Raw genomic sequence first — 25,063 nt, 5'->3', positions numbered from 1 at the left:
CCTAGGTCGGTTGAGGGGTGGGACCGGAATACGCCAGAAACCTGCAGCCGACTCCGGCAGGCGCTGATCAACGGCACTGACACCGCTGCGGGCGACGGTGCGGCTGTGGTGATCACGTCCTACGAGGTGATCTTCCGGGGTTCTGGGTCGCACCGATTCATCGGACCGCGCATCCGCGGTTCAAGAGGGTGGTGTCGACGCGGCCGCGCTGGTGGCGCACTACCGGCACGAGCTGACCCGCACCGCCGCGACCGTGAACGCCGGGTTCCCGGCGAACACCGAGCCGGTGCTGGATGGCGAGCGGCCGGTGCTCAAGCGCCGCGGCATGCGACCTCGTGTCGCACCTTGTCATCGCGGCCGGCGCAGCCCGTCCAGCACGAGGGTGATGACATCGTCGGCCTCGGCCCGCCAGGCGGGGCGGTTGTGGGCCGCACCGATGCCGTGCAGCGCCATCATCACGGCACCGGCATTCACGTCGCCGCGAACGGAACCGTCCCGCCTGGCGGCGGCAATCAGGTCGGTGACCGCCTGCTCCAACGCCCTGCTGCCCTCGGCGAGGGCACCCGAGCGATCGGCCATGAGCGTGGCCAGCGTCCGAGCCAGGCCCTCGTGAGCAGCGATGTGATCGACCATGTTGCGCAGGAAGGTCGCCAATGCCTCTGCCGCGGGCAGTGTGGCCTGCAGTTGGCGGGCGCGGTCGCACAGCGTGGCGACCTCGCCGTGGTAGACCGCCTCGGCCAGTGCCTCCCGGGTGGGGAAATGGCGGTACAGCGTGCCAGTGCCCACCCCGGCCAGGCGGGCGAAGTCATCGAAGCGCAGGTCGAAGAATTCTCCGGCGTCGAAGACTTGCCGGGCTGTGGCGAGCAGCGCCTCACGCTTGCGCTGGGCGTCGGCCCGCAGCGGCTTGTCGGCGGTCATGCGCTGCCTCCCGTTGACAAATGGAGATGACCTCCATATTTTTAAAGTGGAGATTACCTCCAAATCGATCCTACCCCACGAGGTGCAGCGTGAAGATCCTGATGTTCGGCCGAGGCGTGATCGCCACCATCTACGGCTGGGTGCTGGAACGGGCCGGGCATGACGTCGAGTTCTACGTCCGGCCGGGCCGCGCGGCGACGTACGGCGACGCAGTGAACCTCGACCTGATCGATATGCGGCACCGGGTGTGGGGGCAGCGCGTCGCCGAGAAGTGGCCGGTGCGCTACCGCGAGGCGCTGGAGCCGGACCACGACTTCGACCTGATCGTGCTCAGCGTGCCGCACCACCGCCTCCCGGAGGCGACGGCCTTCCTGTCCCCGCGGGTCGGTCAGGCCACGGTGCTGATCTTCGGCAACCTCTGGGCCGAGCCGCTCGCCGCGATCGGCACACTCCCGCCCGACCAGATCGCCTGGGGCTCGCCCCAGGCCGGTGGCGGTTTCGGCGCGGACGGCGTGCTCCGCGGGGCACTGCTGCGGTCGGTCGTCTTCGGCACCCTCGGCCAGCCCCCGACTGACCGGGAACAGGCCGTGCGCCAGGCGTTTCGCGAGGCCGGGCTCCGGATCAAGGAGCGGCCTGACTTCCGCGGCCGGCTATGGATCCATTTCGTGTCGGATGCCGGCATGTTCTCGCAGGGCCTGCGGCGTGGTTCCCTGTCCAAACTGGCCGGGGCAAGGGGCGACCTGCGCGAGGCGCTGCTGGCCGGCCGCGAGCTGCTGCCGCTCCTCCAAGCGCGCGGCCTCGACCTGCGACGGCACCGGGGCGGTCTGCTGCCTTTCCGGGCGCCCACCTGGCTGACCGCCCCCGCGCTCGCCTGGCTGACTACTCACGTCCCGCTCGCGCGCGTGAGCCTCACGATGCACGACGACCCCGATGCCGAGGAGCCGCGCGCGGTCTGCCGGGACGTCCTGGCCGAAGCACGACGGCTCGGCATCTCCGTACCGCGTTTGGAAGCGGCGGAACTGCACTTCGCCCGCGAGGAGACGGGTCGAGTCTGATTTACCGACGTTGTCGGTCCCGGTGGTCCGTTGCCGCTCCTTTGCCCGCCGCGTCCCAGGGCCAAACCCGGTCGCACCGGTCGACCAACTGCCGTTCACACCAGGCTTTTCGTTGTCCAGCCGCTATCGCATGTCCGTGACGTCGCGGAAGGAACGTCATGACTGCTGCCGAGAAGCACGAGCTCCCTATGGCTCGTACCTGCCCCTTCGCTCGACGAACCCACCGGCTGACGCGGGGTTTGCGGTCCGTGAAGGGCCTCTTGACCGAACCAGTTTCCCGCAAGGATCCCTTCACGGACTGAAGGTGCCTACCGGCGGAGCCGCGCTGGAGGCGGCCGGATCAGTCCGGCTTGGGGCTCGGTGTCGCCAGTGCTCCGTTGAGTATCACGTCGAACGACCATTTCGTCCGGCCGCCTGGGGGTGCCCGCGACCAGCAGCCTTCCGATGCGCGCGATGTTCGGGTACTCCTCGGCCGGGGCCGCGTCGATTTCCGCGATCAGGTCCTCGTGCTGGCGATGCGCGTTCGGCGTCCTCGCCCGGGTGCCGTGTTCCACCGCGGAAGCGGTGGCCTGCAGGAACAGCTGATCCACCGCCAGGCCCGCCCCGTACGCCGACAGCCCGCCTTCGACGAGCAGCCCCAGCGCGGCATCGACCGCCCGGAGATAGCGCGGCCCGCTCATCCTCGTCACCAGCGCCACTCTCGCCAAGCTCGGCTGCGCGAACAGCACCGCCCGGTGCGAGTGCATCAGCGCCCGAAGCCGTTCCCGCCAGTCGCCTTCCGCGCGGCCGACCTCGACCTCGCCGAGGAAATCGTCGAGGACCGCGGCGTGCAGCTCCTCGATGTCGGCGACATAGACGTAGAGCGAGGCAGCCCCGGTATCGAGTTCCTTCGCCAAGCGCCGCATGGTGAGCCGGTCAAGGCCCTCGGACCGAGTGATCGCGACCGCGACGGCCACGATTCCCTCGCGCGACAGCGCCGGCTTCGCAGGCCGTTCTCACCTGCTGACCGGTGTTCGCCTCGCGCTCATGACCGCACTCCTGTTGCCCGCCGACATCGATCCCCGACGTTACCGCAGGCGGTCCCGCGGACCGGTCAGCATGCGGCGGCCGGGGCGAACCGCAGCGAATTGCCCGACGGGTCCTGAACAGTCAGTATTCCGCCGGTCAGCTCGGCCGGACGACCCGCTGCCCGCACCCGCCCTGCGAGCCTCGACATCGTGCGCCCCGGGCAGCGTGAAGTTGACCGCGAGCAGGCGTGCGCTGTCCGCCGGCGCCGCCGCGCTCGCCCCGGTGCCGAACCGGTTCGTGACCACGATCATGCTGCGGTGCTCCCCTGGGCCGACGCCGAGGAACCTGCTTCCCGTCCGGGCGCCGACCTCGAATCCGAGGAGGTCGCAATAGACCGGGTCGGTGTCGGCCAGGTCCGCGTCGGCGACCTTCAGCTGGACATGCCCGAGCACGGTGTCGCGGGCAGGAGTGGGCCGCCAGGGACTCGAACCCTGAACCCGCCGGGTAAAAGCCGGCTGCTCTGCGCTGTTGAGCTAGCGGCCCGCGGAGGACGAACCCATGCCGGGCTCAGTTCCCGGGGCAGCTGCGATGCCTGGCTCGGCCGGCTCAACGCAGACGACCGCTTCCAGGCGTTGCGGCTGCTGGTTCCCGACGCGGGGATTCGCGGTGCTCGGGCCGTTCCCGCTTGCGAAACGATGCCGCCGAGGACGACCTGGTCCGGGGCGAGGCGATCCGGGAGATTCCGCTGCTGGACTTCGCCGCTGCCGGCGCTCGCCGAGCGGTGCCGGGACGCGCTGCTGCGGCTTGCCCGCGAGGACGGCGACTGGGACGTCCGCGCGGCAGCGGGTTGCGCGGGGTTCGACCTGCCCGGCGCCGAAAGGAGCGCCGAGCCGAAGCGTGCCGTCCTGGCTGCCGGGCCGGAGAAGTTCGTGCGCGACAACGTGTCCACCGCGCTGGGCTTGTTCCTTCGCCGGTCCTGCCCGGCGGTGCCGTCAGATGCCCGCGAGTCGAACGCGGTGTCTCCTGATCCCAACTCAGGTGGGGTCGCCAGTGCCCCTCGCACCCGCAACCTCGGCCGTCGCCGGCCGAAACACTCAGGCTGGGACTCCAGCCCGCGCTCCAATGTGGCATTCGGTGCGTCGCATGCAACCAATGCCACATTGGGTGCGTCAGATGCACCCAACGCCACGGCGTCGACGATACGGCGAGCGCGGACCACCTGAGCGAAGACGCCGGCGCTCCCCCGCGCCGGTCGCGCCCCGGCCAGGATTCGAACCTGGGACCTCCGCATTCGTAGTGCGGCGCTCTCTCCCGCTGAGCTACCGGGGCCTTGCGTTCCCGCGAGCGGCCGGAGGGCATCGAACCCTCTGCTTCGGTTTGGAAGACCGACGTGTCCGCCGAGTTCACCACGACCGCGGAGCCCGCCCGGACTCTCGCCAGGGCGGGCGCGCTCCCTCGGCCACGCGGACGAGTCCGCGGTGGCCGTGGGGGCGTTGGGGGAAGGAAGACCTGGGCACTGCCCGGTTGACGGCCGGGCGTGGTCCGCGAGTCCCGCCTTCACCGGGGTCCGCCGGCGTGGCCGACGAACCGGGCGCTTGTCCTGGCCGCGGGTGAGGCGACGGGGACAAGCTTGGGGAAATGTCTTGCTCCGCTATGCAGATGTCAATCAGCCGCGTCCGAGCCCGGACGCTATTCGAGAAACCGCCGCGAACCATCGCGCGACGAATTCTCATCACCGCGAAGAATTGTTTTCACGCAGCACGAAACAAAGAAAGCCGCCCGGGTCGGTTTCCCGACGGGCGGCTCCCTGAACCGGACGCTTCCGCGTCACGGTGGGGAGCCGGTGCTGCCTTTGCCGCAGGAGAACAGCATCGACCGCGCGCTGTCCGACGAACAGGGGGCAGCAATGACCGCTGCCGGTCGCCGGCGACCCGTCGCTCGCATGCCCGTGCTCGTCATGACCACTCCTTCAATCTCTGATGTGCATTCATCCTGAACCATGGACCCGGGGCGCGTCAATCCTATTTTCGAAGAGGCGGGTTTATCTTTCGCCGCCGGGATGATGTAATGACTGGGTGCACTTCAACCCTTACGGCGGCGCGGGCGCGCAAGTGGCCGCCGACCTGGCCACCCTCGCCCAGCGCGCCGACGTCACCGCCGCCGAGGTGCGGGCCGCCGGACAGGCGCACGAGATGACGCTGCCCCGGATCACCGCGGACGAGGCAGCTCAGATCCTCGCTTGGGGACGACGGCTGCGCCGCGTGTTCGTGGCCGCGACCACCTCGCAGCGCGTCGAGCTGGTGAACGATCTGCTCGCCGTCGCCGCGTGCAGGCCGAACATCGCCAGCCACGACGGCAAGCCTCCGCACCTGCACTACTCGAACGAGGGCGCAGGCGTCGTGGAGCGCTTTCACGCGTACACGGCAGGCGGCTTGGCGCACCTGGTCTGCGAGGAGCCGAACCGGCTGGGAGTCTGTGCGCGGGAAGGCTGCGGCGTCGCGTTCGTGGACACCTCCAGGAACGGCCGCCGCCGATTCTGCTCGACCAGATGTGGGACGAGGGTCAACGTCGCGGACCACCGCGCTCGGCATCTGGCGCACTGACCGGCTTGCGAAAATCGCAGCTTCGTGCCTTTGAGAAAAACTGGGCGGCCCGCATAACTGTCGCGAGTTGTCAGTTGTGAGCATTACCGCGAGCGGCAATCGTTGACCGGACGGGGCGCCTGTGCCCTGGCCTCCAGCGGCCGAAGCGCCCGGGTCGGCCCGTAGCGGCAGTCTGCGCAGGTCAAACCGGCTGCGGCGGGCCGCTGCAACTAACCGGCCGGCGCGTTTTCCGCGGCCGGCGGGGAAACGGCGAATCGCGGCCTCCGCGTTGTTGTGCACATCAGTATTTTATGGCTGCGCCGGCCGGTCGATACGGTCCAATTCATGGAGCGGAACTTTCACAGTGCAGAACAGCTCGCGGTCGCTTTGCGGGCGGGCGAAGCGACCTCGGCGGAGCTGACCGACGAGGCGATCGCCCGCATCGAGCGGGAGGACAAGGCGATCAATGCGATCTGCGTGCCCGACTTCGAGCGCGCCCGGTCCGCCGCGCGCGACGCCGACGAGGCGCTTGCCCGCGGCGACGATCGCCCGCTGCTTGGCATTCCGGTGACGGTCAAGGAGTGCTACCACGTCGCCGGGCTGCCCACGACCTGGGGAATGCCGGAGTACCGGGACTTCCTGCCCGATGAGGACGCGCTGCAGGTGTCGCGGCTCAAAGCGGCCGGCGCGGTCGTGCTCGGCAAGACGAACGTCCCGTTAGGACTGCAGGACCTGCAGAGCTTCAACGAGATCTACGGCACCACCAGCAACCCGTGGGATCACGACCGCACCGCGGGCGGATCCTCCGGCGGATCGGCGGCGGCTCTGGCGGCGGGGTTCGGCGCGCTGTCGATCGGGTCCGACCTCGCCGGCTCGCTGCGGACCCCGGCGCATTTCTGCGGCGTCTACGCGCACAAGCCGACCCTCGGCCTCGTCCCGAGCCGAGGCATGGTCCCGCCGGACACGCCGGCCTTGCCGCTCGACCTCGACCTCGCCGTCGTCGGTCCGATGGCACGCACCGCCCGCGACCTCACCCTGCTGCTCGACGTGATGGCCGGGCCGGACCCGCTCACCCACGGCCTGGCCTACGAATTGGCTCTGCCGCCCGCACGCCACCAGCGGCTGAGTGATTTCCGGGTCCTGATCCTCGACGAGCATCCGCTCATTCCGACCGGCGCCGCGGTACGGGCCGGGCTGACCCGGGTTGCCGAAGCGCTGGCCGACGGCGGCGCCCGGGTCGAACGGCACAGCTCGCTGCTTCCCGACCTGGCCGAAGCCGGGAAGCTCTACACGCAGTTGCTGGTCTCCGGCTCCGTCGCGCGCTTTCCCGTCGAAGCCTACGAGCAGCTGCAGACCCGCGCCGCCGAACTGAGCTCAGCCGACCAGAGCCTCGACGCGGCGCGGCTGCGCGGGATGGTGTTCACTCACCGCGACTGGCTGGAGGCGAACCACCAGCGCGAACTCCACCGGCACGGCTGGCGGAAGTTCTTCGCCGAGTTCGATGCCGTGGTGTGCCCGATCACGGCGACGCCGGCTTTCCCGCACGACCACAATCCGGATCTGCTGGACCGCCGGATCGACATCGACGGCGTCGAGCACCCGTTCTTCGACCAGCTCGTCTGGGCCGGGCTGGCTACGATGCCCGGCCTGCCCGCCACCGCGGTCCCAGCGGACCGGACCGTTGCGGGCCTGCCGGTGGGCGTGCAGCTGATCGGCCCGATGTTCGAAGACCGCACCCCGCTGCGCCTGGCGGAGCTGCTCGAAGAGAAGATCGGCGGCTTCCAGCCGCCGAAGTAGGGACCCGCGCGCACTTCGATCCCAAGCCGAGCACGGTTCTGGGTCGTTGATCAACGACCGCCTTGTCCAGCGACCCAGAACCGTATTCGCAATCCAGCTCCGGGGCGCGACGGTGCCCTGAGCGCTCAGTCTCCGCCGAACGCCTCCAGCACCGGCCACTTAGGACTCATTGCGTCCCCCGAGGACTCCCCCTTCAACCGCCGCCCGATCCACGGCAGCGCGTGCTCCCGTCCCCACCGGAAGTTCTCCGCCCGGCGCTCCCGGGCCGACAGCCGGGGCCGCGCTCCCAGCGTCACGTGCCTCAGCTCGTGCCGAACCCCGAGCGTGTCCAGCACCGCGATCGCGATCTCCGTGTGCCCGGCGGCATTCAGGTGCAACCGGTCCGCCGCCCACATCCGGCGGTCCCGCAGCTGCCGCATCGACCACATGTCCACCAGCAGCGTCTCGTGCCGGGCCGCGATTCCGCGGACATGCTCGTTGTATATCGCCACCCGTCCGCGGATCGTCCGGAACAGCGCGTCCTCCACCCCGTCCACTCCGGTGAACAAGACCACCTGCGCCCCGGACGCACGCAACCGGGCGACCGCCCGCTCGTACGAGTCCGCCAGTGCGTCGAGGTCCACCCGGGGGCGCATCAGGTCGTTTCCGCCGGCGTACAACGTGACCAGGTCCGGTTTCATCGCCAGCGCCGGCTCGACCTGCTCGTTCAGGACTTGCGGCAGGAGCTTCCCGCGCACCGCCAGATTGGCGTAGCGAAACCCGGACTCCCCTGCCGCCAGCACGGCGGCCGTCCGGTCGGCCCATCCGCGCACCCCGTTCGGCGCGGCCGGATCGTCGTCCCCGACTCCCTCGGTGAACGAGTCCCCGAGGCACACTAAGCGCTTGCTCATTCTCCCAGTCTAGGACCGCGTCCGCTCTCGGCTTCTCCGGCTCCGGACCCACACGCCGAACTGACCGCGACGCCGCGCGTCCCGGCCTGGCCGGAGCGCGTCAGGCGCGCAGGCCGTCGAACAAGATCGCGATCGTGCGGTCCCGGAGGGGGCCGTCCGCGCCGACGTGCTCAGCGGCCTTGGCGGTGCCGATGATCACCGGGATCAGCTCGGCGGTGGTGAGGTCCGCCCGGACCGCGCCGCTGTCCTGTGCGCGTTTCAGCAGCACGCCGAGCGACGCGCGCAGTCGCTCGCCGATCTCCGAGCCGGTGCTCGGCACGCACACGCCTGCGGTGGTGAGCGCCTCGAAGTAGGCGTTCTTGGCGCTGGACATCTCGACCCAGCTGGTGAGGAAGGTGAAGAAGGCCGCCCCGGCATCGGCGGCGTTCTGCGCGACTACCGCGTCCGCCTCGTCGACGAACCGGTGCAGCCGCGCATAGAGGACGGCCTCGAGAAGGGCTTCCTTGGTGGGGAAATGCCGGAAGACGGTGCCGATGCCCACCCCGGCCTCGCGCGCGACCTCTTCAGTCGGCGCACCGGTGCCCTTCGCCGCGAAAACAGTCTCGGCGGCTTCGAGCACCTTCGCCCGGTTACGCCGCGCGTCGGCGCGCAGCGGCTTTTCCTCCGTCACAGCGGCGATGGTAGTCGCGTGGTGCCGAGGAGCGACGCGCCCCGGCACCACGCTCTGGACACGGCGGATCGTCAGGCGAGCGCGACTCCGCCTTCGGCCGATCGGAAACAACCCGTCCGGAGCACCCTGCCGAATCGTCAAACCCTCTCTTGTCATTCACACTATTGTGTGACGCCCGTCACGAGAGGTGCACGAAATGGTCCTAGGCGACAACGAAGTCACCCAGTCAGTCCAGGCATCCACCGGCGATCGCCGGGTGCAGGTGCGGCGAGCCGCGCTCGCCGGGTCCATCGGCACCACGATCGAGTGGTACGACTTCTTTCTCTACAACACCGCCGCCGCGCTCGTCTTTCCGCATCTGTTCTTCCCCGCGTCGTCCGCCTACGCCGGCGTGATGCAGTCCTTCGCCACCTACGCGGTCGGGTTCGCGGCCCGGCCGGTCGGTGCGGCGATCTTCGGGCACTGGGGCGACCGGCTCGGCCGCAAAGCCACCCTGATCGTCACGTTGCTGCTGATGGGGCTGTCCTCGGCGATCGTCGGCGTGCTGCCCGGGGCGGCGAGCATCGGGGTCGCCGCGCCGCTGATCCTCGTGCTGCTGCGGCTGGTGCAGGGCATCGCGATCGGCGGCGAGTGGAGCGGGTCGGTGCTGCTCGCGATGGAATGGGGCGACCAGCGGCGGCGGGGGCTGCTGGCCAGTTTCGCGCAGGTCGGCGTTCCGGTCGGGCTGGTGCTGGGCACCGGCGGGATGACGCTGCTGTCGGCGACGCTTTCGCCGGCCGCGTTCGAGTCGTGGGGATGGCGGATCCCGTTCCTGCTCAGCCTGGTCCTGGTGGGGATCGGGCTGGTGATCCGGCTGCGGATCATGGAGACGCCGATGTTCGCGGCGGCGGTCGCGGCGAAGCGGACCGCCAAGGCGCCGGTGAAGGAGGTCGTGCGCCACCACTGGCGGGAGATCCTGCTGTCGGCCGGGCTGCGGTTCAGCGAGCAGATGCCGTTCTACCTGTTCACCAGCTACGTCCTGGTCTACGTGGTGCAGCGGCCGGAGTTCAGCAAGACGTTCGTGCTCAACGCGGTGCTTGTCGGCGCGGCCGCGGAACTGGTGCTGATCCCGTTGTTCTCCCAGTTCTCCGACCGGATCGGGCGCAAGCGGATCTACCTCGTCGGCTCGGTGCTGACCGGCGTCATCGCGTTCCCGTACTTCACGGTGCTCACCCACAGCGGGCACGCGCTGATCTTCCTCGCGATCATCGTCTCGATGGTCGCGCACTCGATGCAGTACGGACCGCAGGCGGCGCTGATCGGCGAGAGCTTCCCGACGCATCTGCGCTACGGCGGCGCGGGGCTGGGCTATCAGCTGGCGTCGGTGTTCGCGGGCGGGCCGGCCCCGCTGCTGGCGACCTGGCTGCTGCACGCCACCGGGACGCCGTATTCGATTTCGATCTACATCGTCGGGTCGGTGGTCGTGACGGTGCTGTGCGTGCTCGCGCTGCCGGACCGGTCGAAGGCGGACATCGACGACGTGCGGGTGTACGCGCGCTGACTCCCGGCACGACAAAACGGGGGCTGTTCCACCGAAATCCGGTGGAACAGCCCCCGTTTCGCTACGTGATCAGCGCTGCGGCGGTCCGCCCTGCGGGCCGCCGAACGGACCCTGCTGCGGGAACGGTCCACTGCCCGGCTGGCCGGGGCCGTGCGGTCCGCCGTACTGCGGCGGCGGGCCCTGGTACGGGCCGCCCGGCGGTGCGGCCGGGGGCTGCTGCGGCTGCGGGAGCCCCTGCTGCTGCCCCGACGGCGGGGTGCTCGGCTGCTGCGGAGCGGCAGGCGGCGCGGGCGGCTCTTCCTCCCGAACTGGCGCCGGGATGGGCGCGGGTTCTTGCGAGGCGGGCGCGATGGCGCGGCGCCGGTGCTCGGCCGGCGCGCCCAGCGGGCCCTCGACCTCCTTGCGGGCCACGGCTTCCGCGGCGGCGACCGCCTCGGCGACCTTCGGGTCGCTCGAGGTGTCGAACCAGCCGGCGACCTCGTCGTCTTCGAGGTCCGGCTTGGCCGGGGTGTCGTCCTTCGGCGGCTCGTAGCGGAACACGCCGTCGTCGCCGGGTGCGCCGAGCGCGCGGGCGAAGCCTTCGAGGGCCTTGCCGTAGTCGCTCGGGATCATCCAGACCTTGTTCGCGTCGCCCTGCGCCATCTGCGGGAGGGTCTGCAGGTACTGGTAGGCCAGCACCTCCGGCGTCGGGCGGCCGGCCTTGATCGCGGCGAACACCTTCTCGATCGCCTTCGCCTGCCCCTGGGCCTGCAGGTAGCGGGCGGCCCGTTCACCCTGTGCGCGCAGGATCCGCGACTGCCGTTCCGCCTCGGCAGCGAGGATGGCGGCCTGCTTCTGGCCTTCGGCGGCGAGGATCTGGCTCTGCTTCTGTCCTTCCGCCGTCTTGATCGACGACTCCCGCTGGCCTTCCGCGGTGAGGATCATCGCGCGCTTCTCCCGGTCGGCGCGCATCTGCTTCTCCATCGAGTCCTGGATGGAGGGCGGCGGCTCGATCGCCTTCAGCTCGACCCGGGCGACCCGGATGCCCCAGCGGCCGGTGGCCTCGTCCAGCACGCCGCGCAGCTGGGTGTTGATCGCGTCGCGGGAGGTCAGCGTCTCCTCCAGGCTCATGCCGCCGACCACGTTGCGGAGCGTGGTGGTGGTGAGCTGCTCGACGCCGATGATGTAGTTCGAGATCTCATAGACCGCCGCGCGCGAGTCGGTGACCTGGAAGTACACGACGGTGTCGATGTTCACCGTCAGGTTGTCCTCGGTGATCACCGGCTGCGGAGGGAAGGAGACGACCTGCTCGCGCAGGTCGATGCGCGCGCGGACCTTGTCCAGGAACGGCACGAGGAACGTCAGACCGGGCGAGGCGACCGTGCGGAACCGGCCGAGCCGCTCGATTACCGCCGACTGGGCCTGTGGCACCACCATGATCGCCTTCACCACGGTGATGACGACGAAAAGAGCCAGCAGCGCGACCACGACGATCGCAATTGTGGACAAGAGCGTCTCCCCTTACCTAGTGCCGTTTTTCGGTTGCGGCGCCTCGCTAGACAATGTCCACCACGGCCGTGGCGCCGGAGATCTGGACGACCGTGACGCTGGTTCCCGGAGCGATCGGCGGCTGGTGCTCGTGCACCGAGCGTGCCGACCAGACCTCGCCGCCGATCTTCACCTGACCGGCGTCGTAGTCCACAGTGGACACTACAACCGCCCTGGTTCCGACCAGTGCGTCGGTGCCGGTGGCGACCGCGGGTCCGCTGATGAGCCTGCGCTTGAGCGCCGGGCGGGCGAGGACGAGCAGTCCGACCGAGCTGATCGCGAAAACGGCCACGTCGATCACGATGTTGCCGGTCAGCGCCTCGGCACCGGCCCCGAGCAGAGCGCCGAGCCCGAGCATGATCAGCACGAAGTCGCCGGAGATGACCTCCGCGATCATCAGCGCGATGCCGAGGATCAGCCAAATCAGAGCCGCTGCCATGCCTTCATGCTCTCAGATCGCGCCGCGTCGCACCGGGCAAGTGACCCGACGTAACCGACGCGTGACCTTGGAAAAATACGACATACCGGGCATTACGATGGGTCATCACCCGGTTCGGTCACGAAGTCGATGAGCCGTTCGACCGCACCGAGGAGCGGGGTCTCCAGATCGCGGAAGCCGCGCACTCCGCGCAGCACCCGCTGCCAGCCCTCGTAGGGCTCGCCCCAGCCGAGCGCGTCGCAGATGCCGACCTTCCACTCGATGCCGCGCGGGATCTCCGGCCACGCGCGGATGCCGACCGACGCCGGCTTCACCGCCTGCCAGATGTCGATGTACGGGTGGCCGGTGACCAGCACCTGCTCGTCCCGGATCTGCTCGACCAGCCGGGATTCCTTGCTGCCCGCGACCAGGTGGTCCACCAGCACGCCGAGCCGGCGGCCCGGGCCGGTGCCGAACTCGGCGATCCGGTCGGCCAGCACGTCGACGCCGTCCAGCGGTTCCACGACGACGCCTTCGACGCGCAGGTCGTGGCCCCAGACACGCTCGACGAGCTCGGCGTCGTGCTTGCCCTCGACCCAGATGCGGGAGTCGCGCGCGACCCGCGCCTGCAGCCCCTCCACCCGGACCGAACCGGATGCCGAAACCCGGCGGACCGGCGCGGCGGCCTTCTTGACCGGGACCAGCGTGACCGGCTTGCCTTCCAGCAGGAACCCGGCAGGCGAGAGCGGGAAGACCCGGTGCCGGCCCTTGGCGTCCTCGAGGACGACGTTGCCGTATTCGATCTTCACGACCGCGCCGCAGTAGCCGCTGGCCGGGTCTTCGACCACCAGCCCGGGTTCGGCGGGCACCTCCGGGATCTTCCGCTTGCGCGGGCCGGAGAGGACGTCGTCGTAGGAACGGGAGCGCACGAACAGGGACGGTATCGGCGCGGCGGCAGGCCGTCCCGCCGCCACGCCGACCGGCTCCGGCTCCCGACACTGGCTTGTTGTCCGTGAAGGGCCCCCTGCGGGAATCTAAGTCCCTCAAGGGGCCCTTCACGGATCGTTCGCGGGCGGGATCAGCGGTGTGACACCGGGGAGGCAACCGGGGCCAGCCCCGGGCCAGCACCCCGGACCCCCTCACCGCGCGACGTGGCTGACCGTCGGCGCGGGAGGCGGCGGGGCGCTCTGCTGGCTGTGCCCGCTGCACATGCTCGCGAGCACCAGGATCAGCACGAGCCCGCCGACCAGTCCCAGGCAGCCCGCCCCGCCGCCGGACTTGCCGCCGTGGTTCGACTCGACCCGGCCGCCCGGCACGATGCCGGGATGCTTGCTGGCGTAGTGGATCTCCCGCACGCCCGCGACTTCCGATTCGGTGACCCAGGCGGTGCGATAGCTGCATTCGCCGCACCAGTACCGGTAGTTGCCGGACATGGCTGTCTCCTTGTCAGGGGTGTTGCAGGCGCTGCATCAGCAGCGGCACGAAGTGGTCCAGGTCGGCCTGCAGGCAGGCCGGCTGGGCGTGCTTGCCGTTGCATCCGGGCGCCCAGGTGCTGCCGTCGCCGTAGTCGGCGAAGTCGAACGGGATGCCGGCGGCGGTGAGGTTCGCGGCGGTCACCAGGTTCGTGTCGCGGGCCTGGTTCTCGACGACCGCCAGCACCGGGTCGACGGTGAGGTCGCCGCCATTGCCGGTGTAGAGCGCGACGCCCATGCCGCGCAGGGAACTGACGTGCTGGGCCGGGCTCTGGGCGTTCCAGACGCCGTCCAGCGGCCAGACCGGCGGGCCGAAGATCGCGTCCGCGCCGACGGTCGGGACGCCGGAAGCGGGCATCAGCTCGGTGCCCACCACGGCCGCGCGCACTCCCTGGTTGAGCAGGTCGAGGCCGCCGGAGAAGCTGCCGACGTAGCTGAACAGGTCGGGCCGGTGCTCGGCGTAGTGCAAGGCGCCGAAGCCGCCCATCGAATGGCCGGCGATGGCGCGGCCGGCGCGGTCGCCGATGGTGCGGAGGTTGGCGTCGAGGAACGGGATCAGCTCGTCGAGGTGGAAGGTCTCCCAGTTCTGCGGGCCGAGCGAGCCCGGGTTGACCCAGTTCGAGTACCAGCTGCGGACCCCGTTCGGGTACACCGTGATCAGCGGCACGTGCTCGGTCGAGCGCTCCGCGAGCTGCTGGTTGACCTGGGTGTTGGGCACGTCCGGGTTGCCGTGCAGGGAGTACAGGACCGGGTAGCGGGTCGAGCCGGAGCTGGCGTAGTCGTCGGGCAGGGTCACCATCACCGGGTGCTGGCCGGCTTTCTGGCCGGGCAGCAGGGTCGGGTTCGGCACCGCGTCGGAGTGCACGGAGAAGACGAACGTGCGGTGGTGGCCGTCCACCCACACCGGCTGCTCGGTCACTTTGAGGCCGAAGCCGTCGTGCAGCCGCGGCGGTTCGTCGGCGGCGGACGCGGCCGGGGCTGCCAGCGCGGTGGCGAGGCAGGCCGCCGAGACCGCGGCGAGCACAGTTCGGAGACGCATCGAATTCCCTCCTGGTTCGGATGCGGACCGGTCCGATCTTCGGGTCCGCGCAGGTCAGCGGTCGAGGACACGGGGCCGGACATCTATGTCCGATCGCCGCTAGGCTCGCCGGGTTCGGGATCACCGGGGAGGGAGATCGGGTGGCGAGCGATTTCGGCGCGCTGTTGCAGCGGCTGCGCACCGGCGCCGGACTGACCCAGGAGCAGCTCGCGCAGCGGGCCGAGATCAGCACCAAGACGGTCGGCCGGCTGGAGAACCGGCCGAAGCAGAACTGCCAGCAGGACACTTTGATGCGGCTGGCGAACGCGCTCGGACTGGCCGGCGAAGCCCGGCTGGAGTTCCTGGCCGCCGCCGACAACGCCGACACTGCGCCCGCACAGCTCCCCGGCCAGCGGAAGCCGGCCGAGCCCGCAATCAGCGCAGGTCCTCCGCTGCCCAGCCCGCGGCCGAACGCGCCGCGGCACCCGAAGCTCGAAGCGGTCGCCGTGGAGCTGGCGGCGGTCCTCGCCGGGCGATGGCAGCGGGAGCTGGAGCAGCGGGGCGCGGACTACCCGTTCCCGCTGCCGGTGCGCTGGCGGCCGGTCGCCGACGGATTGGCGGACCATTGGGCGAATGTCGCGTCGCTGCCGGCCGGCAGCGACGCCGAACCGCTGGACCTGGAAGGCAACCTGGGCACGATTGCCGAGGTGTACCGGCGCATCCCTTCGGGGCGGCTGGTGGTGCTCGGCGAGGCCGGTTCCGGCAAGTCGATCCTCACGCTGCGTTTCCTGCTCGACTGCCTCCGCACGCGCAGCGACGCGGATCCGGTGCCGGTGCTGTTCAGCATCGGCTCGTGGGACCCGGCTGCGAGCGCGCTGCGCGACTGGCTGGTCGACCGGCTCCAGCGCGACCATCCGGAGCTCAACGCGCCCGCACCCGGCGGCACCGATTTCGCTACCGCGCTGGTGTCGACCGGGCGGATCCTGCCCGTGCTCGACGGTTTCGACGAGATCCCGGAGCGGGCGCGCCGGGCCGCGCTGCAGACGCTGAACGGCACTTCCCTGCCGTTGCTGCTGACCAGCCGTCCTGAGGAGTACGCGGCGGCCGCCGCGCAGACCGCCGTCCTCGCCAGCGCCGCGGGCATCCACCTCGTCGGCCTGACCCCGGCCGACCTGTCCGACTACCTGCGCCGTGCGCATCGGACCGGACGATGGGACGTGGTGCTGGCGGCGTGGGCCGAACGGCCGGACGACCCGGCCTGCCGCAATCTGGCAGCGGTGCTGTCGACGCCGCTGATGGTCATGCTGGCCCGCACCGCGTGCGACGACGCCGGCCAGGACCCGGAGGAATTCCTCGACCTGGAGCGGTTCCCGACCGCAGCCGCGTTGGAGAACCATCTGCTGGACAGCTTCGTCCCGGCTGTCTACCAGTCCCCCGCCTCGGCGCGGCCGCGCCGGGACTGGACGTCGGAGCGGGTGCAGCGGTGGCTGCGGCATCTGGCACGGCACGTCGACGGCCAGGACCTGGCGTGGTGGCGGCTGGGCGACGCGCTCGGGCAGCCGCGCCGGATCGTCGGCGTCGTGCTGGCTTGCGCGCTGGTGACGGCGGTGTGCGACTGGCTCGTGTTCGGCGTCGCCCTGCTGTTCGGCTACGGCACTCCGATCGGCGTGCTGATCGACGGTTTCGTGCTCGGGCCGACCGCCGGACTCGGCTTCGGCCTGGTCTACGGGGTGATGGTGGTGCACCGGAACCGCCGGTTCGAGCCGGCCCGGATCCGGCTGCGGCTTCTCGGCCGAAGCTATCCGGCAGTGTCGGCGACGACGGCGGCGCAGCGGTTCGCGGCCGGGCTCGCGGGCCGCTTTGTCGCCGGGCTCGGCTACGTGCTGCTGGCGACCACCGTCGTCAATCTCGTCGCGGGCACCGATCTTCCGTTCGGGACCATGGCCCGGGTCGCGCTGGTCGACATTGTGTTCTTCGGCCTGACGATCGGGCTGGCCGCCGGGCTGGTGTTCTCGGCCGCGGCGCTGCTGGAAGCTCCGGTGGAGCTGGAATCCGCGACCGCGCAGCTGCTCCTGCCGTGCGGCGACCGGGCGACGGCGATCCGGCGGATCCTGGTGCTCGCGCCGACGTTCGCCGTGACGATCGCGTTCAGCGGGAGACTGGTGGGTGCTGTCATCTCGCCGGTGTTCGGGCAGATCAACTGGGAGCTGTCCTACGGGTTCGTGGCCGGAACACTGGCCGGCATCGCCGGCTCGGTGTGCTACACGCTGAGCTTCACCGCGTGGGGTCAGTGGGTGCTGTTCGCCAAGATCTGGCTTCCGTTGTCCGGCCGGTTGCCGTGGGCGGTCACGGAGTTCCTCGGCGACGCCTACGCCCGCGGAGTGCTGCGGCAGATCGGCGCGACCTATCAGTTCCGGCACGCCCGGCTGCAGGAACGGCTCAGCTCGACGCCAGCCGCAGCATCGCGTCCGTGAACTGGGCGGGCCCGCCGCGAGTGAGCGGGCCCATCGCGACCAGCGGTGCCAGCGCCACGCACCAGCCGCGCACTCGGTCCGCGTCGAGGCGCGGCAGGTTGGCGATCCCGTCCTCGACCGTGCCGCCTTCCGCGATCGGCAGGACGGCCCAGTCGACCGCGTCGAACGCCGGGTCGCCGACGCAGGGTCGCGGGTCGATCGCGACCGCGCCGCGCGCCGGTCCGGCGTCCAGGACATTGGCCGGGTGCAGGTCGCCGTGGAGGAGAGCGGCCGGCCCGCCGACTGCTAGTTCTTCGGCGAGGGCTCGCCCGGCCGCCAGCAGCTCCACCGGCAGGTGCGGTTCGGCGGCGGAGCCGATCAGGCGGCGTTCGGCCAGGTCGAACATGAACCGGACGCGGTCGAGCAACGTCGGGAACGGGCCGGTGGCCGGGACGCTGTGCAGCGCGGTGAGGAGGTCGCCGATCTCGTCCCACGGGACCTCGGCGCCGACCAGCGTGGTGCCGGGTTCGAGTCCTTCGAGCAGGACGGCGCCGTGTTCGAGGTCGCTGTCCAGGACCTGCACGACGCGGGGCAGCCCGGCCCACGCGGCAAGCGCGGCGGCCTCGGCGCTCGCGACCTCCTTGTCCGGGCAGAGTTTCAGCACCTGCAGCCGGTTCCCGCCGGCACGGCAGAGCAGAGTGCGGCCAGTGTTGCCCGGCCGGACCTCCGCAACGGTGAGGCCCCAGCGCCGGCACAGCCGGTCGGCCAGCGCCGGAAGCGCGGCGCACCACGCTTCGACGGACGGGCCGAACCGGTCGACGAGTCGCGCGCGGGAGGCGTCGTCGATCAGAACAACGGCCACGGGACGGCGCGCCAGTCTTCGCCCGGCTGCGGGAACACCGCTTCGGCCAGCAGGACGTCGGTGCGGTCGGAAAGGGCGCGGATTTCCGGCTTGGTGAGGTGCTCGGCCAGCTCGCCGCCGAGCCGGCCGTCCAGGTCCGCGCGGAGCTTCCGCAGTTTCTCGACCGCGTCCGCGGGCAGCGGCTCGCCGACCCAGCCCCACAGCACGGTGCGCAGTTTCGGGTCGGTGTGCAGGCAGATGCCGTGGTCGACGCCGTAGACGTGGCCGTCCGTGCCGGCCAGCAGGTGCCCGCCCTTGCGGTCGGTGTTGTTGACCACCGCGTCGAGCACGGCCAGTTCGCGCAGGTCCGGATGGTCGGCGTGGACGAGGTAGGCCGGGTCGCCGAACCGGTCCTGCGCCTGCAGCACGACCCGCCAGCCTTCCGGGACCTCGTCCGGCGCGCACACGTCGACCACTTCCTCGTCGGCCGTCTCGACCCACAGCTGCACCATGCCCGGTCCGAACGGGCCGTCGCGCAGCACGGTGGGCGGGATCGCGCCGAGGCCGCAGGCGTCGGAGATCATCGCGGTGGCGACCTCGCGGCCGGCGAGCGTGCCGTCCGGGAAGTCCCACAGCGGCTTCTCGCCGGACACCGGCTTGTACACGACCCGCCCGGTCACGCCGTCGAGCTCGATGGCGCAGAAGAGGGTGACGTTCGAGGCGTCGACCAACCTGCCCTCGACGTCGATGCGGCCGCGGGAGACGAAGTCGCGGGCGGCCGGGTCGGCCGGCCCGGGCGGGGTGCTGGGCACGGCCGCCCTCAGTCCTCGGTCACATCGACGTCGCGCCGGTAGCCGTTCTGCCGCGGGCAGATGTGCCCGGTCGGGTCGAGCGGCTCGCCGCACAGCGGGCACGGTTTGCGGCCGGCGTTCACCACCCGTTCGGCTCGTTCGGCGAAGGCGCGCGCGGCGACCGGGGTGAGGAACACGCGGACCGCGTCCGGGCCTTCCTCGGTGTCGTCGAGCACGACCGTCTCGTCGATCTCGCCCTCGGTGATCGCGAGCAGTTCGACCACGACGGCGCTGGACTCGGCGTCCCAGCCGAGCCCCATCGTGCCGACCCGGAACTCCTCTTCGACCGGCACCGCGAGCGGTTCGGTGTCGACCTGGTCGGCCGGGGCCTCGTCGGGGACGTCGGCGCCGAACCGGCTGGCGACCTCCTCCAGCAGCGCCCCGAGCCGTTCGGCGAGGACGACGACCTGCTGTTTTTCGATCGTGACGCTGATCGTCCGCACGTCCTCCGTCGCCTGGAGGTAGAAGGTGCGGTCGCCGGGCTCGCCGACCGTGCCGGCCACGAACCGGTCGGGCTTGCGGAAGACGTGGATTACGCGTGACATAACGCCTTCGACCCTAGGCCACCGGCGCATGATCGGCATCCGCCGCCCCGGGGTTCCCGCGACTCGCCGGGCGCTCCCTGCGCGGTGCGTGCGGATCCGGACACGCAGCGAATCCTCGTTAGGCTTTCCGGGTGCCTCGCATAGCTCCTCATGGAACCTGGACCTCTCCCGTCACAGCCGCCGACGCCGCGGCGGCAGGCGGCGGCGCGCAGTGGCTCGCCGCGGTCGACGGCGCGCTCTGGTGGGCCGAAGCCCGCCCCGCCGAGGGCGGCCGGGTCGCGCTCGTGCGCGCGCTGCCCGGCGGCGGCGCCGAAGACGTGCTGCCCGCGCCGTGGAACGTGCGGAACCGCGTCCACGAGTACGGCGGTCGGCCGTGGATCGCGGTCGACGGCACGGTGGTCTTCACGCACTGGGCCGATCAGCGCGTATACGCGCTGAAGGACGGCGAAGTCTCCGCGCTGACCCCGGAACCGGCCACGCCGCAAGGCGTCCGGTACGGCGATCTCCGGGCCGGCCGCGAAGGCGAGGTGTGGGCGGTCCGCGAGCGCAGCACCGGTGAGCGGCGCACGGACATCTCGCGCGAGCTGGTCGCGATCCCGCTGGACGGTTCGGCCGAGCGGGTGCTCGCCGAGGGACACCGGTTCTTCACCGCGCCGCAGCTGTCGCCGGACGGCGGGCACGCCGCCTGGATCGCGTGGGACCACCCGGCGATGCCGTGGGACGGGACCGAGCTGTTCGTCGCGCCGGTGGCGGCCGACGGTTCGTTCGGCGAGGCGCGCGTGCTGGCCGGCGGGCCGGAGGTCGCGGTGTGCCAGGTCGCATGGGAGTCGGCGGAGCGGCTGCTGGTGCTCGCCGACCCGGACGGCTGGTGGAACCTGCACCGGGTCGGCTTGGACGGTTCGGTCGTCAACCTCGCGCCGGTCGAGCGCGAACTGGGCGGGCCGATGTGGAAGCTGGGCCTGAGCTGGTTCACACCGCTGGGCGGCGGCCGGCACGCGGTCGTCGACGGGCACCGGCTGGCGATCCTGGACGAGAGCGACCGGTCGGTGACGCCGGTCGGCACCGAGCTGACGGTGTGGTCGGCCAGTGGCCTGGTCTCGCTGCCGGACGGCGTCGCCGGGATCGCGGGCGGGCCGCGGCACGAGGCCGCGGTCGTGGTCCTGGACCCGGCCGCCGGCACCTGGCGCGAACTCACGCCGCAGCCGGCAGCGCTGCCGCCCGCGGAGTATCTGCCGGTGCCGCAGGAACGCACGTTCGCCGCGGCGGACGGCACGAAGATCCCGGCGTTCGTGTTCCCGCCGGCCAACCCGGACTTCGCCGCGCCGGACGGGGAGCTGCCGCCGTACGTGATCCACGTGCACGGCGGCCCCACCGGCAGCAGCGACGAATCGCTCGACCTGGACTTCGCGTACTTCACCAGCCGCGGCATCGGCGTCGTCGCGGTCAACTACGGCGGCTCGACCGGCTACGGACGCGCTTACCGCGAGCGGCTGCGGGAGCAGTGGGGCGTGGTGGACGTGCAGGACTGTGCGGCGGTCGCGGAGGCGCTCGTCGCCGAGGGCATCGCCGACGGCGCCCGGCTGGGCATCCGCGGCGGCAGCGCGGGCGGGTTCACCTCGGCCGCGTCGATCACGACGACCCGCACTTACGCGGCGGCGACCGTCAAGTTCCCGATCCTGGACTTCGCGGGCTGGACCGGCGAGGGCGGCGAGACGCACGACTTCGAGTCGCAGTACCTGGTCAGCATGGTCGGCCCGTACCCGGAGCAGGCGGAGCGCTACCGGGAGCGCTCGCCGATGACGCACGTGGGCTCGCTGGCCGGGCCGGTGCTGTTCCTGCAGGGGCTGGAGGACCAGATCTGCCCGCCGGAGCAGGCGGACCGGTTCGTCGCCGGGCTCGACGGCAGCGGGATTCCGCACGCGTACCTGCGGTTCGAGGGCGAGCAGCACGGGTTCCGCAAGGCGGAGACGATCGTCGCCGCGCTCGAAGCCGAGTTGTCGTTCTACGGCCAGGTGTTCGGCTTCGAGACGCCGGACGTGCCGCGGCTGGAGCTGTCCCGATGAGACCGGCTCGGCTGGTCGTCGGCGACACGGTCGCGCTGGTCGCGCCCTCCGGTCCGGTGCCGCAGGACCTGCTCGACGCCGCACTGCCGGTGCTCCGCGGCTGGGGCGTCAAGGTGCAGATCGGCGCCGGGGTGCGCGCGGAGGCGGTCGGGTCGTATCTGTCGGCGCCGGACGCTGCGCGTGCGGCGGAGTTCACCGAGGCGTGGCTGGACCCGGAGGTCCGGTGCGTGCTCGCCGCCCGCGGCGGCTACGGCGCGCAGCGGATGCTCGACCTGGTGGACTGGTCCGCGTTGCGGGCCGCAGGCCCGAAGCTGCTGGCCGGGTCGAGCGACGTGACCGCGCTGCACCGGGCGGTGCACACGCATCTGGACCTCGCCACCCTGCTGTCGCCGATGCCGGCGAGCGTTCTGTTCGACCAGGACGCCGCCGAGCATTTGCGGCGCACTCTGTTCGAACCGGACCACACCCGGGTGCTGCGAGCCAACGAACCGGACGTGCTGGTGCCCGGCCGCGCGCTGGGCGTCCTCGTGGGCGGCAACCTGTCGCTGCTGGCGTCCGGCATCGGCGCGGCCGAACAGGGCTCGGCGCGCGGCGGGATCGTGCTGCTGGAGGACGTGACCGAGAGCCGGTACCGGATCGACCGGATGGTGACCCAGCTGCTGCGGTCCGGCTGGTTCGAAGGCGTGCGCGGCGTCGTGCTGGGCTCGTGGGCCGCGTGCGGCGACCCGGACGAGATCCGGGAGCTGATGCGGGAACGGCTGTCGCCGCTCGGGGTGCCGATCCTGAGCGGGTTCGGCTTCGGGCACGTGCCCGGTTCGCCGACGCTGCCGCTCGGGGTGTCCGCGTCGCTGGACACCGACCTGGCCACGCTCACCCTCGACGCCCCCGCGCTGGACTGACTCCCGATGCGACTGTCCGCAGCGGAGGCCCGCACCCGGTTCGCCGGGGCGCGGGTGGCCCGGCTGGCCACAGTGGACGGTCGGGGGGCGCCGCACCTGGTGCCGGTCACCTTCGCGGTCCGCGACGACCAGGTGGTGTTCGCGATCGACCACAAACCCAAGACCACCACGGCGTTGCGGCGGCTGGCGAACATCGCGGAGAACCCGCAGGTGTCGTTCCTGGCCGACGTGTACGACGAGGACTGGACGCGGTTGTGGTGGGTGCGCGCGGACGGGACGGCGCGGGTGGCGGCCGAGGCGGAACGGAACCGGTTCGCCGGCTGGCTGATCGAGAAGTATCCGCAATACGCGGAGCGACCGCCGGAGCATTCCGTGGTGGTGACCGAGGTGCACACCTGGCGGGGGTGGGCCGGGGCGTAACGCCTGGGCACGGGTTGGCGAATAGCTGCGCGTAGACGCCGGAGACGTCCGCTCCGCTGGGCGGTGAGCCAAGACGCAAAATCGAACAGTCCCACGCTGGCGGTTCCCACAGCATTCGGCGCACAGGTATCGCGCTCCCGTCAGCCGGTGAGGCGTCATCCTGCCTTTCGCCCGTTGACGTGAGCTCAGCGTTCGCGAGTCAATGGGACGGTAGGGTCCAGCGGATTGAGGTGAAACACATCGTTGGCGTCGACGTAAGCTCTGACTTCTGGATTGCCGCGAAAGTAAGCGATGGCGACGTTGGTGAATCGCATCCTTCCCCCACCGAGATGGGTGATGCCCTCAGGCTGATAGAGCCGAGCGAACCAATTAGCCTTCGTCTCGTCCATAGTGGCGGTATAGGTTCCGGCCCTGCCTGCTCTAATCTCATGGGCGGCCAGGGCGTCCCCCCACATTGCGAGCGTGAGAATCTCCTGTATTGCGCGGCCGAGTGTTTCATGTCCTCCGTGGTCCGACGGGCTGTACTTGGCACGGCGGGCCAGGCCCCCTTGCCAGTAGCTGTCGTCGTCGCCGGGGACGCCTCGGACCACTGTCTGCCAGGTAAGACGTCGATAATAAGGATGCGGTGCCTTCTCGGCCCAGCCAATAGGAAACCCGTTGGCGCTGCCGTCGTCCGCGCAGATCTGCACGACACCGGTCCGCAGATGCCGGGGGACCAGATTTCGTAGCTCCAGGAGGCCCTTGGCGTACGAATCCAAGCGGTCCTTGCTCACATCAATCGCCCCCGGTTCTCATCCGAATCGTCCCCGAGCGCGGCGACACGCCTCATGCCCAGATCGGCACGTCTAAGATGTCTGGAAGCGCTCATGCACGTAACGTAGCGCAGCCGGATGACATTTCGATGAAAGCGCAGCACCACTGTCCCGGCCCGCCCCGCAAAACGGGTTCGTCCCCAGAACCTGGACTTCAGCGCCCTGGACCTGTCCGCATTCCTCGGCCACTACGCTGCTGCGGACCGGGCTGGCTTGCGGCGTCCGGGCACTCGCGCTGACCGCTGACAGCCCGGAGGCGGGCCCCGCGGCGCAGCAGGCAGACTTGAAGTGCATCGCGCCGACCCCGGTCGCTGCCTTCTACGAGCCCTGACCCGTCGTCGACGACTGACCGATCGGTGCGTCCCCCCACTCCCCCATTACAGTGCACACAGCGCTGAACGAAACGGAGTGCAGGTGACCGAGAGCGACATCCGACCGGCTTCGATTTCGTTTCAAGGCAAGGGCGTCCGGCTCGCCGGCGACCGCTGGGAGCCGTCGGCGGCCAGGCGGGGCACGGTGCTGTTCCTGCACGGCGGCGGACAGACCCGGCATTCCTGGGGCCGGGCCGCCGAACGGGTCGCGCGCAGCGGCTGGGCGGCGGTCACGCTCGACGCCCGGGGGCACGGCGACAGCGAGTGGGCTTCGGACGAGGGCTACTCGCTCGACGCGTTCGTGGACGACCTCTACGCGGTCATCGAAGCGCTCGACGACGTTCCGGTGCTGGTCGGCGCGTCTCTCGGCGGTCTGACGTCGCTCGCCGCGGCCGGGGAGCGGCCAGGGTGTGCGGCGGGGGTGGTGCTGGTCGACGTGACGCCGCGGATTTCGGCTGCCGGGCGCGAGCGGATCGTCGCGTTCATGGCGGGCGCGCCGAACGGGTTCGGGTCGCTGGAGGAGGTCGCGGACGCGATCCACGCGTACAACCCGCACCGGCGGCGGCCGCGCAGTCTCGACGGGCTGCGCAAGAACGTGCGGCAGCGCGCGGACGGGCGCTGGTACTGGCATTGGGACCCGCGATTCCTGGATTTCGGCGACGAGCCGAGCCGCGACATCGGCGAGGACCGGCTGGCCGACGCGGCGCGTGCGGTACGGGTGCCGACGATGCTGGTGCGCGGCAGCGAGTCCGACATCGTGACCGACGAGAGCGTCGAGGACCTCCGCCGGCTGGTGCCGGGCGCGCGGTTCGAGGAGGTCTCGGCCGGGCACATGGTGGCCGGGGACGACAACGACGTCTTTTCCGCGCAGCTGGTCGACTTTCTCGAGAACGACGTCGCGGGCCGGGCGTAA

General features: G+C 70.9%; 23 protein-coding genes and 3 tRNA genes. 9 read left to right on the top strand and 17 right to left on the bottom strand.

The features are described from left to right. Positions 1 to 348: 348 nt before the first annotated feature. Positions 349 to 918, bottom strand: coding sequence for a TetR/AcrR family transcriptional regulator (locus AMYBE_RS0111230; protein WP_020659469.1), 570 nt, complete (start codon positions 916 to 918; stop codon positions 349 to 351). 89 nt (positions 919 to 1,007) lie between these two features. Here AMYBE_RS0111230 and AMYBE_RS0111225 point away from each other — a divergent pair, with 89 nt between their 5' ends. Continuing rightward, positions 1,008 to 1,973, top strand: coding sequence for a ketopantoate reductase family protein (locus AMYBE_RS0111225; RefSeq protein ID WP_020659468.1), 966 nt, complete (start codon positions 1,008 to 1,010; stop codon positions 1,971 to 1,973). A gap of 308 nt (positions 1,974 to 2,281) precedes the next feature. Here the strand turns inward: AMYBE_RS0111225 and AMYBE_RS41480 are convergent, their stop codons facing one another. The 5 genes from AMYBE_RS41480 to AMYBE_RS0111200 all read right to left on the bottom strand — a co-directional run bounded on the left by AMYBE_RS41480 (position 2,282) and on the right by AMYBE_RS0111200 (position 4,397). Continuing rightward, positions 2,282 to 2,929: a TetR/AcrR family transcriptional regulator gene (locus tag AMYBE_RS41480; protein ID WP_245573182.1), complete on the bottom strand. Its 648-nt coding sequence runs from the start codon at positions 2,927 to 2,929 to the stop codon at positions 2,282 to 2,284. A 111-nt stretch (positions 2,930 to 3,040) separates the two neighbouring features. Continuing rightward, complete coding sequence (locus AMYBE_RS0111215; RefSeq protein WP_027927574.1) at positions 3,041 to 3,433, bottom strand: VOC family protein; 393 nt, start codon at positions 3,431 to 3,433, stop codon at positions 3,041 to 3,043. 17 nt (positions 3,434 to 3,450) lie between these two features. After that, positions 3,451 to 3,524, bottom strand: a tRNA-Lys gene (locus AMYBE_RS0111210). 712 nt (positions 3,525 to 4,236) lie between these two features. Then, a tRNA-Arg gene (locus AMYBE_RS0111205) sits at positions 4,237 to 4,310 on the bottom strand. A gap of 14 nt (positions 4,311 to 4,324) precedes the next feature. Continuing rightward, positions 4,325 to 4,397: transfer RNA gene (locus AMYBE_RS0111200), tRNA-Gly, on the bottom strand. A gap of 659 nt (positions 4,398 to 5,056) precedes the next feature. Here AMYBE_RS0111200 and AMYBE_RS0111195 point away from each other — a divergent pair. Both AMYBE_RS0111195 and AMYBE_RS0111190 read left to right on the top strand, forming a co-directional pair. Next, positions 5,057 to 5,584 (top strand): CGNR zinc finger domain-containing protein, encoded by a 528-nt coding sequence (locus AMYBE_RS0111195; protein ID WP_020659467.1) that lies wholly within the window; start codon positions 5,057 to 5,059, stop codon positions 5,582 to 5,584. 324 nt (positions 5,585 to 5,908) lie between these two features. Next, positions 5,909 to 7,360, top strand: coding sequence for an amidase (locus tag AMYBE_RS0111190; protein ID WP_020659466.1), 1,452 nt, complete (start codon positions 5,909 to 5,911; stop codon positions 7,358 to 7,360). Between the two features lie 125 nt (positions 7,361 to 7,485). On the opposite strand, the gene AMYBE_RS0111185 is transcribed toward AMYBE_RS0111190, so the two are convergent. Then, positions 7,486 to 8,250: an SGNH/GDSL hydrolase family protein gene (locus tag AMYBE_RS0111185; RefSeq protein ID WP_154676169.1), complete on the bottom strand. Its 765-nt coding sequence runs from the start codon at positions 8,248 to 8,250 to the stop codon at positions 7,486 to 7,488. A 100-nt stretch (positions 8,251 to 8,350) separates the two neighbouring features. Further along, the gene (locus tag AMYBE_RS0111180; RefSeq protein WP_027927573.1) at positions 8,351 to 8,920 is read right to left on the bottom strand and encodes a TetR/AcrR family transcriptional regulator; all 570 of its coding nucleotides are present in this window, start codon (positions 8,918 to 8,920) and stop codon (positions 8,351 to 8,353) included. 196 nt (positions 8,921 to 9,116) lie between these two features. Here AMYBE_RS0111180 and AMYBE_RS0111175 point away from each other — a divergent pair, with 196 nt between their 5' ends. After that, the gene (locus AMYBE_RS0111175) at positions 9,117 to 10,460 is read left to right on the top strand and encodes an MFS transporter (RefSeq protein WP_020659463.1); all 1,344 of its coding nucleotides are present in this window, start codon (positions 9,117 to 9,119) and stop codon (positions 10,458 to 10,460) included. Between the two features lie 69 nt (positions 10,461 to 10,529). On the opposite strand, the gene AMYBE_RS0111170 is transcribed toward AMYBE_RS0111175, so the two are convergent. From AMYBE_RS0111170 to AMYBE_RS0111150, 5 genes are all read right to left on the bottom strand, one after another. Next, on the bottom strand, positions 10,530 to 11,876 hold the full coding sequence (locus AMYBE_RS0111170) for an SPFH domain-containing protein (RefSeq protein ID WP_425386948.1): 1,347 nt from the start codon (positions 11,874 to 11,876) through the stop codon (positions 10,530 to 10,532). 118 nt (positions 11,877 to 11,994) lie between these two features. Further along, a complete protein-coding gene (locus AMYBE_RS0111165; RefSeq protein WP_020659461.1) occupies positions 11,995 to 12,426 on the bottom strand; it encodes an NfeD family protein in 432 nt (143 codons plus the stop codon). A 92-nt stretch (positions 12,427 to 12,518) separates the two neighbouring features. Then, positions 12,519 to 13,334: a DUF3097 domain-containing protein gene (locus AMYBE_RS0111160; RefSeq protein ID WP_027927571.1), complete on the bottom strand. Its 816-nt coding sequence runs from the start codon at positions 13,332 to 13,334 to the stop codon at positions 12,519 to 12,521. A gap of 210 nt (positions 13,335 to 13,544) precedes the next feature. Continuing rightward, on the bottom strand, positions 13,545 to 13,838 hold the full coding sequence (locus AMYBE_RS41475; protein ID WP_020659459.1) for a hypothetical protein: 294 nt from the start codon (positions 13,836 to 13,838) through the stop codon (positions 13,545 to 13,547). A 13-nt stretch (positions 13,839 to 13,851) separates the two neighbouring features. Further along, on the bottom strand, positions 13,852 to 14,916 hold the full coding sequence (locus AMYBE_RS0111150; protein WP_020659458.1) for an alpha/beta hydrolase: 1,065 nt from the start codon (positions 14,914 to 14,916) through the stop codon (positions 13,852 to 13,854). A 140-nt stretch (positions 14,917 to 15,056) separates the two neighbouring features. Between AMYBE_RS0111150 and AMYBE_RS0111145 the strand changes: the two genes are divergently transcribed. Continuing rightward, a complete protein-coding gene (locus AMYBE_RS0111145; RefSeq protein WP_020659457.1) occupies positions 15,057 to 17,369 on the top strand; it encodes an NACHT domain-containing protein in 2,313 nt (770 codons plus the stop codon). On the opposite strand, the gene AMYBE_RS0111140 is transcribed toward AMYBE_RS0111145, so the two are convergent. Genes AMYBE_RS0111140 through AMYBE_RS0111130 form a run of 3 tightly spaced genes read right to left on the bottom strand, consistent with a single transcriptional unit; the run spans position 17,335 to position 19,585 of the window. Continuing rightward, on the bottom strand, positions 17,335 to 18,210 hold the full coding sequence (locus AMYBE_RS0111140) for a phosphotransferase (protein WP_020659456.1): 876 nt from the start codon (positions 18,208 to 18,210) through the stop codon (positions 17,335 to 17,337). The two genes, AMYBE_RS0111145 and AMYBE_RS0111140, sit on opposite strands and share 35 nt — an antisense overlap. Then, a complete protein-coding gene (locus AMYBE_RS0111135; RefSeq protein ID WP_020659455.1) occupies positions 18,195 to 19,001 on the bottom strand; it encodes an SCO1664 family protein in 807 nt (268 codons plus the stop codon). Before AMYBE_RS0111135 ends, AMYBE_RS0111140 begins: the two co-directional genes overlap by 16 nt. 8 nt (positions 19,002 to 19,009) lie before the next feature. Next, positions 19,010 to 19,585, bottom strand: coding sequence for a DUF3090 domain-containing protein (locus tag AMYBE_RS0111130; RefSeq protein ID WP_020659454.1), 576 nt, complete (start codon positions 19,583 to 19,585; stop codon positions 19,010 to 19,012). Positions 19,586 to 19,716: 131 nt separating this feature from the next. Here AMYBE_RS0111130 and AMYBE_RS0111125 point away from each other — a divergent pair, with 131 nt between their 5' ends. The 3 genes from AMYBE_RS0111125 to AMYBE_RS0111115 are packed head-to-tail and all read left to right on the top strand — an operon-like array spanning position 19,717 to position 22,967. Further along, positions 19,717 to 21,648, top strand: coding sequence for a S9 family peptidase (locus tag AMYBE_RS0111125; RefSeq protein ID WP_020659453.1), 1,932 nt, complete (start codon positions 19,717 to 19,719; stop codon positions 21,646 to 21,648). After that, complete coding sequence (locus tag AMYBE_RS0111120) at positions 21,645 to 22,547, top strand: S66 peptidase family protein (RefSeq protein WP_020659452.1); 903 nt, start codon at positions 21,645 to 21,647, stop codon at positions 22,545 to 22,547. Before AMYBE_RS0111125 ends, AMYBE_RS0111120 begins: the two co-directional genes overlap by 4 nt. A gap of 6 nt (positions 22,548 to 22,553) precedes the next feature. Further along, complete coding sequence (locus AMYBE_RS0111115; RefSeq protein WP_020659451.1) at positions 22,554 to 22,967, top strand: TIGR03668 family PPOX class F420-dependent oxidoreductase; 414 nt, start codon at positions 22,554 to 22,556, stop codon at positions 22,965 to 22,967. 185 nt (positions 22,968 to 23,152) lie between these two features. Here the strand turns inward: AMYBE_RS0111115 and AMYBE_RS44775 are convergent, their stop codons facing one another. Next, on the bottom strand, positions 23,153 to 23,740 hold the full coding sequence (locus tag AMYBE_RS44775) for a hypothetical protein (RefSeq protein ID WP_154676168.1): 588 nt from the start codon (positions 23,738 to 23,740) through the stop codon (positions 23,153 to 23,155). Positions 23,741 to 24,193: 453 nt separating this feature from the next. Between AMYBE_RS44775 and AMYBE_RS0111110 the strand changes: the two genes are divergently transcribed. Beyond that, complete coding sequence (locus AMYBE_RS0111110) at positions 24,194 to 25,063, top strand: alpha/beta fold hydrolase (protein WP_245573181.1); 870 nt, start codon at positions 24,194 to 24,196, stop codon at positions 25,061 to 25,063.

This window comes from Amycolatopsis benzoatilytica AK 16/65, assembly GCF_000383915.1.
Classification (GTDB): Bacteria; Actinomycetota; Actinomycetes; order Mycobacteriales; family Pseudonocardiaceae; genus Amycolatopsis; species Amycolatopsis benzoatilytica.
Note: the sequence above shows the minus strand (reverse complement) of the source record. Positions and strands in the feature narration are given on the sequence as shown.

What these genes read in the sequence shown, in the direction of transcription:
- AMYBE_RS0111230 (WP_020659469.1), bottom strand. Translation starts at nt 918, where the DNA reads ATGACCGCCGACAAGCCGCTGCGGGCCGACGCCCAGCGCAAGCGTGAG.
- AMYBE_RS0111190 (WP_020659466.1), top strand. Translation starts at nt 5,909, where the DNA reads ATGGAGCGGAACTTTCACAGTGCAGAACAGCTCGCGGTCGCTTTGCGG.
- AMYBE_RS0111185 (WP_154676169.1), bottom strand. Translation starts at nt 8,250, where the DNA reads ATGAGCAAGCGCTTAGTGTGCCTCGGGGACTCGTTCACCGAGGGAGTC.
- AMYBE_RS0111175 (WP_020659463.1), top strand. Translation starts at nt 9,117, where the DNA reads ATGGTCCTAGGCGACAACGAAGTCACCCAGTCAGTCCAGGCATCCACC.
- AMYBE_RS0111170 (WP_425386948.1), bottom strand. Translation starts at nt 11,876, where the DNA reads ATGGTGGTGCCACAGGCCCAGTCGGCGGTAATCGAGCGGCTCGGCCGG.
- AMYBE_RS0111165 (WP_020659461.1), bottom strand. Translation starts at nt 12,426, where the DNA reads ATGGCAGCGGCTCTGATTTGGCTGATCCTCGGCATCGCGCTGATGATC.
- AMYBE_RS41475 (WP_020659459.1), bottom strand. Translation starts at nt 13,838, where the DNA reads ATGTCCGGCAACTACCGGTACTGGTGCGGCGAATGCAGCTATCGCACC.
- AMYBE_RS0111150 (WP_020659458.1), bottom strand. Translation starts at nt 14,916, where the DNA reads ATGCGTCTCCGAACTGTGCTCGCCGCGGTCTCGGCGGCCTGCCTCGCC.
- AMYBE_RS0111130 (WP_020659454.1), bottom strand. Translation starts at nt 19,585, where the DNA reads ATGTCACGCGTAATCCACGTCTTCCGCAAGCCCGACCGGTTCGTGGCC.
- AMYBE_RS0111120 (WP_020659452.1), top strand. Translation starts at nt 21,645, where the DNA reads ATGAGACCGGCTCGGCTGGTCGTCGGCGACACGGTCGCGCTGGTCGCG.
- AMYBE_RS0111115 (WP_020659451.1), top strand. Translation starts at nt 22,554, where the DNA reads ATGCGACTGTCCGCAGCGGAGGCCCGCACCCGGTTCGCCGGGGCGCGG.